Origin of the sequence: Sediminispirochaeta smaragdinae DSM 11293 (assembly GCF_000143985.1) — a bacterium.
GTDB lineage: Bacteria > Spirochaetota > Spirochaetia > DSM-16054 > Sediminispirochaetaceae > Sediminispirochaeta > Sediminispirochaeta smaragdinae.
In genome coordinates, this window is record NC_014364.1 from 4,479,343 (window position 1) to 4,493,807 (window position 14,465).

General features: G+C 52.5%; 9 protein-coding genes. 2 read left to right on the forward strand and 7 right to left on the reverse strand.

Translation table 11 applies throughout. The annotated features are described in order from the left end of the window. Position 1: 1 nt before the first annotated feature. Together SPIRS_RS20850 and SPIRS_RS20855 are read right to left on the reverse strand one after the other, a co-directional pair. Entirely contained in the window at positions 2-1,261 is a 1,260-nt protein-coding gene (locus SPIRS_RS20850) for an ABC transporter permease (RefSeq protein WP_013256678.1), read from the reverse strand. A 4-nt stretch (positions 1,262-1,265) separates the two neighbouring features. Continuing rightward, complete coding sequence (locus SPIRS_RS20855; protein WP_013256679.1) at positions 1,266-2,795, reverse strand: ABC transporter ATP-binding protein; 1,530 nt, start codon at positions 2,793-2,795, stop codon at positions 1,266-1,268. 214 nt (positions 2,796-3,009) lie between these two features. Here SPIRS_RS20855 and SPIRS_RS20860 point away from each other — a divergent pair, with 214 nt between their 5' ends. Both SPIRS_RS20860 and SPIRS_RS20865 read left to right on the forward strand, forming a co-directional pair. Continuing rightward, positions 3,010-4,491, forward strand: coding sequence for an alkaline phosphatase (locus tag SPIRS_RS20860; RefSeq protein ID WP_013256680.1), 1,482 nt, complete (start codon positions 3,010-3,012; stop codon positions 4,489-4,491). Between the two features lie 230 nt (positions 4,492-4,721). Beyond that, a complete protein-coding gene (locus SPIRS_RS20865) occupies positions 4,722-5,876 on the forward strand; it encodes a YibE/F family protein (protein WP_013256681.1) in 1,155 nt (384 codons plus the stop codon). Here SPIRS_RS20865 and SPIRS_RS20870 read toward each other — a convergent pair. The 5 genes from SPIRS_RS20870 to SPIRS_RS20890 all read right to left on the reverse strand — a co-directional run bounded on the left by SPIRS_RS20870 (position 5,858) and on the right by SPIRS_RS20890 (position 14,093). Continuing rightward, positions 5,858-7,669, reverse strand: coding sequence for a bifunctional diguanylate cyclase/phosphodiesterase (locus SPIRS_RS20870; protein WP_013256682.1), 1,812 nt, complete (start codon positions 7,667-7,669; stop codon positions 5,858-5,860). The two genes, SPIRS_RS20865 and SPIRS_RS20870, sit on opposite strands and share 19 nt — an antisense overlap. Positions 7,670-7,728: 59 nt before the next feature. Next, the gene (locus SPIRS_RS20875) at positions 7,729-9,444 is read right to left on the reverse strand and encodes an ABC transporter ATP-binding protein (protein ID WP_013256683.1); all 1,716 of its coding nucleotides are present in this window, start codon (positions 9,442-9,444) and stop codon (positions 7,729-7,731) included. Positions 9,445-9,532: 88 nt separating this feature from the next. Beyond that, positions 9,533-12,031: a T9SS type B sorting domain-containing protein gene (locus tag SPIRS_RS20880; RefSeq protein ID WP_013256684.1), complete on the reverse strand. Its 2,499-nt coding sequence runs from the start codon at positions 12,029-12,031 to the stop codon at positions 9,533-9,535. Between the two features lie 88 nt (positions 12,032-12,119). Beyond that, a complete protein-coding gene (deoC, locus tag SPIRS_RS20885; protein ID WP_013256685.1) occupies positions 12,120-12,776 on the reverse strand; it encodes a deoxyribose-phosphate aldolase in 657 nt (218 codons plus the stop codon). Then, the gene (locus SPIRS_RS20890; RefSeq protein WP_013256686.1) at positions 12,777-14,093 is read right to left on the reverse strand and encodes a pyrimidine-nucleoside phosphorylase; all 1,317 of its coding nucleotides are present in this window, start codon (positions 14,091-14,093) and stop codon (positions 12,777-12,779) included. Positions 14,094-14,465 lie beyond the last annotated feature (372 nt).

Below are 14,465 nucleotides of genomic sequence, written 5' to 3' on the forward strand. Positions count from 1 at the left end.
ACTACCCCCTCGCCTTTGCGGCATCTGGGGCCGCTTTTGTTTTGCTGCGCCGCTTCAGACTGTTGCCGATATACACATAGATGTATTTTGCCACAATGAGGAAAAGCATGACACCTTTGACAATCTCGACAATGGCATTCGGCGTCTGGGTTGTTCTTGCCATATATTGACCGCCTGCATCGAGAGCCCCCCAAAGCAGGCCGGTAAAAATGACGACGATGGGATTATTACCGGCAAGAAGCGCCACACTAATCCCGTTCCAACCGTAGTTTGCCTGAAGGTTCTCAAACAGTTTATGGTCAAGACCGACAACCTGATTCACACCGGCGAAACCGGCAAGGAATCCGGCGAAAAGCAAGGCACGAAAAATATTTTTTCCAATGCTGATCCCCTGAGCTCTGGCGGCATCCTTATTTGCTCCGACAGCCCTGATCTCAAAACCGTATTTTGTTTTATAAAGAATATAATAGACCACAAATGCCATGGCGATAGCGATAATGATTCCCGTATGCAGCCTGTAGTTGGACTTGGGAAGAAACTGCTGAAAACGCGGCAGCCATGCCGATTCGAGGATCGTATCGGTAACGTAGGGATGCTTACTCGAGGAAGGATCTCCGCCGAAGGCCCTGATGAAAATTGGGGAAAGATAACGAGCGACATGGGCCAGCATCATCGTGGTGATAACCTCATGTGCACCGGTTTTCACCTTCAAGAGCGCAGGAACAAAGTTCCAGGCCGCGGACAGGATACCAGCCACCACAAAGATAAGAATAAGCGTAATAAGGGCAGGCAGGTTGAGTACAAGGCCGAGCCAGGCGGCGGCCATTGCCCCTATGTAATACTGCCCCTCGGCTCCGATGTTGAACAAACCCGCTTGAAAAGCGAAAGCGACCGACAGACCGGTAAAAATAAGCGGGGCCGCATTAAGCACGGAAATGTGCCAGTTCTTGACAAATCCTCCGTAGAAAAGCGCCTTAAAAGCCCGTATAGGATCGTAACCAGTGGCCAGCATGATGACGATGCCGAGGAGAAGCGAAGCCAGTATTCCAATGATCGGAATGAGGATCGTTCTGCCGTATCGACGTATCATCGACAGAACCTCGGCCTTCCCCTTTTCGAAATAGACATTCACAAGATAGAGGACCCCGGCCGCCATAATCAGCAAACCACCCCAGAAATAGCTGCCCAGATAGAGAACTGTTCCGGAGATAGCCAGAATCAATACCAGGGCGATCAAAAGCGTGTTTCGATATGATCTCATCGCCCTACTCCTTTCCGCCGGTCATATAGAAACCGACCTGTTTTTCAGTGGTTTTTTCGGGAGACAGCTCCTTTACGACCTTTCCTTCATATAAAACAATGATACGATCGGAAAGGGAGAAAATCTCCTCAAGCTCAAGACTGATCAGCAGGATAGCAACATTCTGGTCCCGCATCGCCAGGATCTGATTGTGGATATACTCGATGGCTCCGACATCAAGGCCCCTGGTGGGCTGGCTTACCAGAAGAAAGGTCGGTTTACGGGAAAATTCTCTGGCAAGAATGACCTTCTGCTGATTACCACCGGAAAGGTTACCGGCCTTCACATCAACCGCAGGAGGACGAATATCAAAACGCTCGACAAGTTCTGTCGCATATTCGTCCATTGCACGAAAGTTTAAATTAATGCCCCGTACGTTGGGAACACGATCGTGATACCCGATAGCGATGTTTTCGCTTACGGTCATGGGCAAAACAAGGCCGAAACGTTGTCGATCGGCAGGAACATAGGAAATACTTCGTCCGATCAACGCTTTGGTACTCATGCCGGTAATGTCGTCACCATGATGAAAAATTCTTCCGTCCGCCACAGGCCGCAGTCCCATGATCGCCTCGGCAAGCTCTGTCTGACCGTTACCGTCCACACCGGCGATACCGACGACCTCTCCGGGACGGACATGAAGAGAAAGATCGTTGACCGCAGGAAATTCCTTATCGTTTAAGACTTTCAGATTCTCGATACGAAAAACATCCTCGCTTCCTGGGGCCTTTGGTTTCTTTTCGACGGTGAGCACAACGCTTCGACCGACCATCAGGTTCGCAAGCTCCTCTTTCGTACACTCTTTTGTCGCCCGTTCCCCCTCTATCTTCCCCCGTCGGAGAATATAGACACGGTCACTGATCTCCATTACCTCTTCAAGCTTGTGAGTAATGATGATAAGAGAAACCCCACCCTTGCGCAGCTCCTTGATCACATCGAAAAGCTCTTCCACCTCCTGAGGGGTAAGAACCGCCGTCGGCTCATCGAGAATAAGAATCTTTGCCTTTCGGTAGAGCGCCTTGAGGATTTCAACACGTTGCTGGAGCCCCACCGAAAGGGTCTCGATTTTCGCATCGGGATCGACTTTCAAACCATATTTCTCGGAAAGGGCAGACACCTCCTGCCGAGCCTTTCGGTAATCGATCACAGCACCATTTCCAGGCTCGGCACCCAGAATGATGTTTTCCGTAACGGTAAGGGTTTCCACCAGCATAAAATGTTGATGAACCATCCCCAGACCGAGACGAATAGCATCTTTGGGAGAGTCGAACTGGACCCGCTTTCCGTCAAGGAGCATCTCACCGGAAGTGGGTTGGTATAGGCCATAGAGAACATTCATTAGCGTCGATTTACCGGCGCCGTTTTCACCGAGGAGGCTAAGGATCTCCCCTTCTTTCAGGATGATACTGATGTCGTCATTAGCAAGCACCTTGGGAAACTGCTTTACCACGTGACGGGTTTCCAGGATCACCTTTCCGTTACTTTCGGAACCCATACAAAAATCCTTTACATCAATTGAATTTGTTTTCGGGGAGAAGAATTGTACCGCATAAAGAAGCTCGTGAAAAGGAAAATTTGAAACATCTTACAACAGATTACGCCCCGACCACTTTAGTGTCAAGCAATTTACAAAATATCGACAGATCCATAATCAAGTACTGACAATTGATTAATAAGCTCTCCTTACAAAACCAAAAAAGGAGACGATCATGACCAGGATGAAAAGGATTCTTGCACTGACCCTCTCGCTTCTTGTTTCCGCCGCCCTTTTTGCCGGAGGGAATGCCGAGACGGTAAACACGGAAGCACAGACCGACCAGGCAGAAACGGCCCGGGCAAAGTACGTTTTTTTCTTTATTGGAGACGGTATGGCACTGCCTCAGATCAATGCCGCCGAAGCCCTTCTTGGAACGAAAGATAATCAAGGCACCCCGAAAAAGCTCACATTTTCGAAATTTCCCGTACAAGGTTTGACAACGACCTACGCAGCCAATGCCTTTATTACCGACAGCGCCGCGGCAGGGACCGCCCTTGCAACCGGGCACAAAACCAACTCGGGTGTCATTTCGATGGATCCCACCGGTTCGACCAGCTACAAGACCCTCGCAGAAATGGCGAAAGAAGCAGGAATGAAGGTAGGAATTGTTTCAAGCGTAAACCTCGACCATGCGACTCCTGCAGTGTTTTATGCCCACAAAAAAAGCCGCAGCGACTACTACGCCATCAATGTTCAGATGGCTGAGAGTAACTTCGACTACTTCGGCGGAGGCATGGTGCGGATAGACAAGACCCCTGCAGGTGAAAAAAGCGCCCACGACATCATGAAGGAACGGGGCTTTGTCATTGCATCGGACAGGGAGCAGTTCAACGCCATGAAGCCGGAAGCGGAAAAACAGTACTACGCCTATAACACCGGTTTTGCCGCAAACGCCCTGGATTACACCATCGATATGGATAGCAGCGCGATCACCCTTGCAGAGTTTACCCAAAAGGGAATCGAACTTTTGGATAACGACAAGGGATTCTTCATGATGGTGGAAGGTGGAAAAATCGACTGGGCATGTCATGCCAACGATGCCGCCGCGTCGATTTACGACACCATTGCCTTTGACCAGGCGATACAGAAGGCCGTTGATTTCTACAACCGCCATCCCAATGAAACCCTCATTGTCGTGACCGGTGACCATGAAACCGGTGGGCTCTCCCTCGGCTTTGCCGGCACACAGTACGATAGTGCTTTCGATGAAATCGCAAAACAGAAAAAGTCTTTCGAGTGGTTCGATACCTACGTCCTGAAACCCTATAAAGAGAACAAGCCCAATGGTTCTCTTGCCGATCTGATGCCGAAGATCGAAGAAACCTTCGGTCTTACCGATCTGACTGATTACGAAACGGCTCAGCTGCAGGAAGCCTTTACTCGCTCCATGGGGGGAGAGGTCGAACGGCCCAAAAGCCAGGATGAGTACCTTCTCTACGGAGGTTATGAACCCCTGTCGGTTACCATCACCCATCTGTTAAACCAGCGGGCGGGAATCGCCTGGGCAAGCTACAGTCATACCGGTGTTCCGGTTGCCACCTTTGCCCTTGGTGCTTCAAGCGGTCAGTTCAACGGGTATTACGACAATACCGATATTTTTACCAAGCTCTCCAATGCCATGTTTGCCGGTGCTTCCGTCGCCATGGCCCGATAACATCATTCCCTATACCTCTTGCGGGAAGGGCACTCGTCCTTCCCGCTTTTTTTACTTAGTGTTCGGAATCCTGGTGGTACACATGCCCTTTAGCTGGTAGATACCTTTCTTTTATGCCGGTGCATACGTTTTCCCATGATTTGGCTTTCAATTGACGGAGAGAAAAGAAATTGCCGCCTTTCAACCACCAGGATTCCGAACAGTAGACTTTTTCGACAAGGAGAAACAGATTGATCGATACAAAAGAAAAAAAAGAACAATTTTTCGTCTTCCTGATTTTTGCCGGATTTGTCGCCCTGCTCTTTGTTCCCACCGGTTTTCAGAGGCCGGGGAGGGAGTTGCAAAGACGAGTGCGAGCGGTCGTACTCACCACCGATGAAAGCGATGTGGCCCACAACGGTATCATTCGCACGGGAACCCAGCACCTGCACGTTAGGATTGCCTCCGGCCCCTTTAAAGGAAAGGAAGAGGAGTGCGACAACCTCCTGATGGGAAAACTCGAGCTTGACCGTTTCTACACACCGGGAAATACGATCTTGGCTGTACTGCAGCTTAATGAAGCCAAAGATGAGATTCTTACGGTACAGCCGGTCGATCACTATCGGATCAGGGTAGAGGCGCTGCTGGTCCTTGCCTTCTTCGCCTTCCTGCTCCTTTACGCCAGATGGACGGGACTGAAGGCCATCGTCAGTTTTCTCTTTACCGCAGCGGTTATCTGGAAAATCCTGATACCAGGGTTTCTCAAGGGGCTGCCCCCGATTCCTCTTACCATGATCGTCACCGCCATCATCACGGCGGCCATCATCTTCCTCGTGGGAGGCAGGGGTAAGCGAAGTCTCATAGCCTTCCTCGGGGCAATGGTTGGGGTGATTGCCACCGCCATCCTTGCCGTCGGTTTCGGAAAAGCTTTTCGGGTTCACGGCGCCATAAAGCCCTTTTCCGAGATGCTCTTGTACGCAGGCTTTCCCCACCTCGATCTGACGAACATCCTCTTCGCAGGAATCTTCCTTGCAAGCAGTGGAGCGGTGATGGACATCGCCATGGATATTGCGGCTTCCATGGAGGAGATTGTCTTACACAATCCCACTGTCGAAAGAAAGAAACTGATCCACTCGGGATTTGCCGTCGGACGGGCCGTTATCGGTACCATGACCACGACCCTACTTCTTGCATACTCTGGAGGATACACCGCCCTTTTGATGGTTTTCATGGCCCAGGGAACGCCGGGAATCAACATTGTGAACCTCGGTTATGTAGCGGCGGAGATACTTCACACCCTGGTGGGAAGCTTCGGTCTGGTCCTGGTTGCTCCATTTACCGCCATCATAGGGGGAGTTATGCTTCGCCCTTCAAAGGAAAAGGGGGATCAATTCACGCCGTCATAGTCGTAAACCCGCCGCTCCCGTAAAAAGCCGGAGCGGCCGGTCGCGGCATTTCGTTCCTTTATTTTGCGTTTCAAAAGGGCGACACTCTGTCCTAATTTACCAGGATGAGGGGGCCGGAGAAAATTTTCATTGGTTACCACCGCGAGACTTACGGTCACCAGAGGAACATCGACCTCTTCTCCTATTCTATTAAGAGCGTGGTAGCAACCGCATTCTATATCTTCCTGCCGAAACAGTGATTCTTTTTTCCGATCAAAATCCTCACAGAGGTGAAGAAGCTGCTCATCGTCTACAATTCCTTCAACAAGCACAATAAAGTCATCACCACCAACATGGCCGAGTCGGGCAACAGAGTCAAAATGTTGAACATGGTTCTGGAGAAGTTCCGCCAAAAGCTTGATCATATCATCACCGGAAGAAAAGCCGTATGAGTCATTGTACTCCTTAAATTTGTCGAGATCGGCATAGATGATGGTAAAGAGGTCCCGATGCAGGAGGTCCTCAAGCCAGACTCGAATCACCATATTGCCCGGTAGCTGGGTTAAGGGGTTTGCGCTAACTGCGAATTTCACCTCCACATCGAAGGCTTTTGCGAGGAGCTGCTTCATGGTGATGGTTCCGGAAAGCTTTCCTTCATCATCCACCACGACCACAGGATCATAGACCTCATCCTCGGGACGCCCCATAGCAAGTTTGCTCAGTACGCGAAGGTCAGTCCCCTCCTCCACAATGAGGAAATCCCTCTTCGCAATGGCATCGACCGGTTTTCGCTGAAAAACGGAAAATCCGTAGCGCCCGGAAAGAAGAGAGTAAAAGTATTGGCGGGTAATTAACGTGAGGGGGTGATCCGATTCATCGACAACGACGATGTGACTCACGCTGTTGTGCCCCGAAAAGAAAAGATCAAGGGCATTACAGGTCATGGTCCCCGGAGTAACCGTCTCGGGGCGTACTACCATTCGGTAAAGGGAGAAATCGAGGGACCAGTAGCTGTGACGATACTCCTTTCCAAGGCGAGCTAAACAGTGAACAGCCTCAGGATCGGGAGCCCGGGGTTCCGAAGCCGGCCTTCCAAAAAAAAAGCCTTGTCCGTAGCGGGCACCAAGACGCAGTAAGGTATTGAGCTCCTCTTCCGTCTCGATCCCCTCCCCCAGGATATGGCTCCCCACGCTGTCGGCAAAGGTTGCAATATGCTTTACCAGTCCTTGTTTATAGTGGTTACGGTGAATTCCCTTCACCAACTCGCGGTCCAGTTTCAAATAGTGAGGCGTGATGGCAACCAGGGTGATAAGTCCGGAATGGCCCGCTCCAAAATCATCGAGAGCGATGTGAAACCCCTCGGCAACATAGTGACGAATCATCTCATCAAAAACGGTATAGTCGCTGACACTGGTGGTTTCGGTAATTTCAAGCACAATGCGGCTGCCGTCGATTCCACGTTCCTTGAGAGCATGTACGGTAAAACCGTTGCGAAACCCGCTGCTGGTAAAAACATTGGGGCTTACATTGATAAAAAAAGAGACTCCGGGCAGCTCCTCATGCCGTTCGGCTATGGCATTCAGGGCAGCCCGTCTGCAGGCATATTCTAATTCCCAGCCGAGATCAAGGCGGTCGGCTTCCGCAAAAAGGGCTGCAGGAGAAAAGAGCCGGCCACTTCCCCGGACCAGCATCTCGTAACCGAACACGCGGCCCGTGTAGAGATCGACGATGGGCTGAAAATAGCTTCGAATCTCTCCGCTTGCGAGATAGCGGAGAAAAACCTCTCGTTCCAGGTTCGGACCATCAATATCCATGTGAAAATGATAGTATCCCCGCTTCCGATCGGAACAGTGAGATTTTGATGAGAAATCTATTAGAAAGCGTGCCGCCTATAGAGTGAGGCGTAATAGCCTTTCCGGACAAGAAGTTCATCATGGCTTCCCGACTCAACAATCTTTCCCGCCCGCATCACATGGATGGTGTCGACGTTACGCACCGTAGATAGACGATGGGCAATAATGATGGTCGTGCGATCCTTTGAAAGACGAAACATCGCTTCCTGTATCATTGCCTCGGACTCATTGTCCAGAGACGAGGTTGCCTCATCGAAAATCAGGATGGGGGGATTTTTCAGAAAGACCCGCGCAATGGAAATCCGCTGCTTCTGCCCACCGGAAAGTAACACGCCCCGCTCTCCGACCTCGGTGTCGAATCCTTCGGGTAAGGATTCGATAAAAGAAAGGATATTCGCCGAGGCGGCAGCTTCCCTCATCCTTTCTTCCCCGGCATCATGATTGCCGTACATGATATTCTCACGAATCGTCGCATCGAAAAGAAAGACGTTTTGCTGAACAATGCCGATTTTTTCCCGAAGGGATACCCGGGTAACATCACAGATATCCTGCCCTCCAATGAGAATCCGTCCCCCGGTAGGCTCATAAAATCGCGGAAGGAGGGTAACGAGGGTACTCTTTCCCGCACCGGACTCACCGACAACGGCAACGGTCCCGCCGGCAGGGATATTAAGATTCACCTGAGAAAGGACCTCCCCGGTCTCTTTCTGATAACGAAAGGAGACCGAATCGTAACAGATAGGCAAACGATTCCCGGAGAGAGGCCTTGCCCCCTTTTTATCGACAATGTCCGGCTCGATATCCATAATCTCGATAAAACGCTCGAAGGAGGCGGATCCTTGCTGAAGCTGTTCGTTGAAGTTGATCAGACGATCGATGGGAGGCAGCACGATACCCACAAAAAGAACGAAGGACAAAAGATCGTACACTTCAATCACACCTTGAAGTATCAGAAGTGCACCCCCGCCAACCACCGTAAGATAGTACATATCCCGAAGGAAATTCATGACCGAATGGAAGCGCGCCATCTGGGTATAGGCCTGGGATTTTGCCTGTTTAAAGTTATCATTGGAGACCCGAAATTTCTCTTCTTCCAGCCATTCGTTGGTGAAGGCCTGCACCTCTCTTATCCCCTGCACCGCGTTTTCGACGGTGCTGTTGATCTCCGCGACCTCTTTTCTCACCATCCGAAAACCGCCGCGCATCTTGCCTCCCATAAAAATCCCCCAGACCAGCATGAGCGGTAGGGGAATCAGGCTGATGAGGGCAAGGGGAACGCTGAAAAAGAACATGAAGAAATATGCGCCGATAAGAACCACGATGGAAATGAGAAGATCCTCTGGAGCGTGATGTGCAACCTCGGTAATCATATTCAGATCATTCGAAATACGTGACATGATATGACCTGTTTTCACCCGATCATAATATGAGAAGGAGAGCTTCTGGAGATGGCGGAACAGCTCACGCCGCATATCGGTTTCCATCCTGACACCGAGGATGTGCCCCCACTTGATCCTGATATAGTTTAAGCCCAAGTTGACCAGATAGATCGTCACCATGATCACAAAGGTCTGGAAGATGAGAGCCGAATTTCTCTGGGGAATGTAGGTACGGAGGAGCTCCCTTGTCAGATAGGGGAAAAGAATAGAGAGCCCGGCCATCACCGTGGCCGCCGCCATATCAATGATAAAAAGAGCCCAGTGGGGACGGTAATATGAGATGAATCGTTTCAGCATTTGACCATGATAAAACAAAAGGCCCCGAAAGCCTATCGCCTTCGGGACCCCGGATCTTCAAATTCTTATCAGTGACGACCAGGCATAGTCACTGGTCGTTTTGAGGCGACGCTTCCGGCGGGACCATCACAAACTCGACACGGCGCACCTTCCACCAGAGGCTCCTGTCGGTGACATCAGCATTGGGAAAGCGACCACCAAAGGCTTGCGTCTCGATCTTCTCCTCCGACATACCCTGATCCACAAGCGCGTTCTTTACCGTAGCCGCCCGCCTTTCGGTCAGAGGCTGGAGGATCGCCTCCTCCCGCGCTTCCCGGCCGGTCCCCCGATAGATATTGAGAGCATGCCCTTCGAGGATGAGATCATAGCTGGGGTAGCGATCGTAGATACCGACGACCCGATCGATGGTCTGATTGTTGCGTGTAAGCATTTCCGCTCCCGCAGAATCAAGCTCCGACCGATAGGCGCCAAAAATGACGTTGGGAACCGAGAGGTAGAATTTTCCGTCTTTCTTCACCAGCAGAATATCGAGAGGAACGGGTTCGGTGAAGGTTGCAACATTTCCACCTTCGTCCGCCACACTGAGGCGAAGCGAGAAACGGGAAGCATCAACATTTGGAGCCTTGAGGTCGGTTTTTTGGTTCCAGGTAATATCCCCGGAAGGATCCCCTGCACCGTCGTAGGCTCGCAGTACCTCTCCCTTTTCGTCTACCAACTCCATGGACCAGTCGGCGATGCCGTCGTTATCCTTTGCCTGAACGGTGATGAACACCTCTCCCTCGACCCCTTCGTCGGTCTCGGCAAAGGGGCTGCTGGTCACCGCCAGGTTGACCTCGGGAGGCGTGGTATCGAGAAGGAAGGAGTCGCTTGAGGCCTCGGCCGTTGCCCCTTTAAGATAATCAACCGTCAGTGCTGCCCGGTATCGGCCTTCGGGGGCGGCAGCGTATTCAGCCTTGTCCGAAAGACTTCCGTCCCACGTCATCTGCTGCGGCAGGGTGTCGGTACCGCCATACTCCTGCACCGTGGTTCCCGATTCGTCGATGAGCCGCAACCTCCAGCTTTCAACATCTGTATACTGGCTGGAATCGATAAGCACGGGCATGATATCGCCTTTGCCGTCGCCGTTGGGGCTAAAGGCCTTTGTCGCGGAAGCCGCAAGGCTTACCGGGGCGGTATCGAGACGGAAGATTGCGGGACTCGGCCAGGTCGTATTCCCGGCCCTGTCGGTGAAGCTGGCCATCACTGAATAGGGTCCGTCGGGAGCCTCTTCTCCGTCGGAACGACGTCCATCCCAGACCACCAGGCTGCTTGTTTGCGAAGAGTCGGTGGAAAGGACCTCTTCTCCAGCCTCATCGAGCAGTGCCCCTTCCCAGGTAACCGTCTCGTCGGCGTTGAAGGTGATTCTTGCCTTATCCCGCCGACCGTCACCATCGGGACTAAATACCGGGTCTTCCACAACGATGGAAACCTCGGGCGGGGTCAGGTCGATAGTAAAGGGTTCCTGCACCTGCGGGCGATTACCGTTTTCGTAGGAAAGGGAATAGGAAAAGGAGTAGTCCCCTTCAGGAAGAATCGTACCGCTGGTATCGGTGCCGTTGTAGACCAGTTCCAGCGGAGGCTCGTCCGCCCCTTCGGAGTCGATACGAACGGCTCCTTCGGCATCCAGAACCGACCAGCTCCAGGCAACCACACCTTCGGTCACCTTCCTGTCGAAATAGATGGTCATGGAGTCCTGTACGCCGTCACCGTTGGGACTAATATGATCGGGGCTGAGCATAAGCGCTATGGGCGTTTCAAGGCGACTGAGTTCGATACCCGTGAGGGTAATCTCACCGGAATCGTTGCCCGCTTGATCGACGGATTGAAGGACATAGGTGTAGGTTCCTTCGGCAGCCGGAGAACCGTTGTCATCAAGGCCGTCCCATACCACATCCGCAGGAACGCCTTCCCAAGCCCAGTTTCTCACAGCCTCTCCCGCTGCATTTACCATTGCAGCGCCCCACGAGACCTCTTCACTTGCCTCTACATGGGTGATCGTGATGGTATCCATATGCCCGTCACCATTGGGACTAAAGATCAAGGAACCTGGGGGAGCAATCTTTGCAGAGGGCGCTACCGTATCTATGACGAAGTCATCAAGTTCGCTTTCCTGTCGATGTCCGTTTGCATCCACTACCCAGATGGAGAGCTTGTAGCTTCCGTCGGGAAAGGGTTGTCCCGATTCCTGCAAACCGTCCCAGGTTACCTGACGAGTAAGCGTAAACTCTTTGTAGCCGGAAAAGAGGGCGGCAAAGAACCCAATGTCCCGTTTCTCTTTCTCTACGATAGTCCTCAGCACCGTACCCGAGGCGTCCTTGATCTCAAGGCCGTACTCTGGCACGTAACCCTCTTTGCTTTTTACAAAAATCCGCACAGAGAACGAGAGGGTTGCCTCATCCTGCACACCATCGCCGTTTGGTGAAAGATATTGGGTACCGGATGTAACCGGAGGAATTTGGGGAATTTCCTTGTTTCCCCCGGCAAAAAGAGTAGCGACACTCAACACAAACAATATGCTTACCACGAGGACGCTTCGCATCCATTTCATGACAACCCTCCTAACTATTTTCTGATCTATTTCACTGCTTCACCGCACTCGCAGTCCTGTCGAAGGACAGGACTCCTTCATTCGGCCTCTATTCGGCCTCAGCGATGATGGCAATCCCGCTGCTGGCACCTATCCGATCGGCACCGGCCTCTACCATAGCAAGGGCATCGGCATAGCTGCGAATTCCGCCGGATGCCTTTATCTTCATGGTATCACCAACCGACTCCCGCATCAGCTTAATATCTTCGATCTTGGCCCCGCCACTACCGAAACCGGTGGAGGTTTTGACAAAATCGGCTTTGGCCTCCATGGCGGCCCTGCAGGCAGCCCGTTTTTCGTCGTCGCTAAGATAACAGGTTTCGATAATCACCTTCACGGTTCGTCCTGCGACCGCATCCACCACCGCAGCAATATCTTTCCTGACCCGAGTCTCATTCCCAGCCTTAAGGGCCCCTACATTGATCACCATATCAAGCTCTTCGGCCCCCTGGCTTACCGCAAACTCGGCCTCGGCAGCCTTGATCTCCGAGGCATTCGCCCCCAGAGGAAAACCGATCACACAGCAGGTGCGGACCTTACTTCCGGCAAGTTCACGGCTTACCAGAGCCACGTGGACGGGATTCACACAGACCGAAGCAAAGCCGTTTTCCCTTGCCTCGGCACAGAGCCGCTTCACATCCGCCTCGGTGGCGGTTGCCTTTAAAATGGTATGATCGATCATCGCAGCAAGTTCTTGCTTTTTCATCTAAGCCTCTCCTTCATCAATGGTGGTATATATGAGCTTGGGAAGGTCGGGTTTCGCCTCACCGATGTGGATGCCGCCGCGAAATCGTGCCAGAGCTGCATCGAGATCGCTGTGCTCTCCCACATGGAATTCGGCGATCACATCGCCTACAGCAACCCTATCGCCCAGCCGTTTTTTCATCCAGTAGCCCACAGCCGGATCGATCGCATCTTCCTTTTTGCTTCGCCCCGCCCCAAGAAGCATAGCGCTGATACCGAGGGAAACGGCATCGGTGGAGGCAAGATAGCCCGCTTTTTCCGCCTTTACCGGAAGGATTTCTTTTGCCTGGGGCAGGCGACCGACATCTTCGGTCACCGAGGGATCTCCCCCCTGCATCTCGATCATACGGGCAAAGCGGCGCAGCGCCTCACCCGAGGCCACGGCCCGATCCAGTTTTTGTCGGGCATCTTTTTCATCACGGCACACCTCGCCAAGCACCAGCATCTTTGCGGCAAGGGCAAAACTCACGGCCTTGAGGTCTCCATCGTGCTTGCCCTGAAGGATCTCGATGGCCTCCCGAACCTCAAGGGCATTACCGACGGCGTTGCCCAAGGGCTGGTTCATATCGGTTACCAGAGCATGGGTTTCCCTTCCCGCCAGGGCGCCGATCCCGACCATCATCCGTGCAAGCTCGACGGCACCGTCAAGCTCCTTCATGAACGCACCGCTTCCCGTCTTCACATCCAGGACGATCTTATCGGCTCCGGAAGCGATCTTTTTACTCATCACGCTCCCTGCAATAAGAGATACATTATCCACGGTGCAGGTTACATCCCGAAGGGCGTACAGTTTCTTATCGGCAGGAACCAGGTTACCGGTTTGACCGATGATGGAAACACCGCAGGTTTTGACGATTTCGGCAAAGCGCTCCATGCTCTGGGAGACCTGAAATCCGGGAATGGACTCAAGCTTGTCCAGGGTCCCCCCGGTATGCCCCAGCCCACGGCCGGACATCTTGGCAACCCTTCCGCCGCAGGCCGCAACCAAAGGCCCAACGATGAGGGTGGTGGTATCGGCAACCCCGCCGGTGGAGTGTTTATCGACCTTAATCCCGGGAATGGCGGAAAGGTCGACGGTATCGCCGGATGCGACCATGGAGAGAGTCAGATCGGTGGTTTCCCGTTTGTTCATTCCCTTGAACCAGATACTCATTAAAAGGGGAGCAACCTGATAGTCGGGGATCTCTCCGGCGACATATCCGCGGATGAAAAACTCAATCTCTTCCTTGGAGAGTTCTCCCCCGTTTCGTTTTTTTTCGATGATATCTACTATTCGCATGACGTATCTCCTGCCTGTAGTATAGCAGGAGGCAACAAAAAACAACAGACTTTGTTCTTTCGGGACCCTTTTGGGGCGCTTCGGCCGCAGGGTGCTCCTGCGGCCATCTCCGGCTCTGCGGGGCTGCGGGCGCGTGTCCGGTCGCTGGTTCGGACCTGTGGCAGGTGAAGAAGGACTTGGTTGTATTCAAGTCATATGACAAATACACGAAGTACGTGCGTCTATCACCACGGGCAAGGTCCGAAATGCGCGACCGGCGCCCTCCGGTACCGGCCCACGACAGCGTTTTATCCCTGCCATTTTTGTTTCCCCACCCTCTTTCATCAAAAGCCGGGCCGGTACCCTTCGGCCCCTCCGATCCGGGCGCCGGGT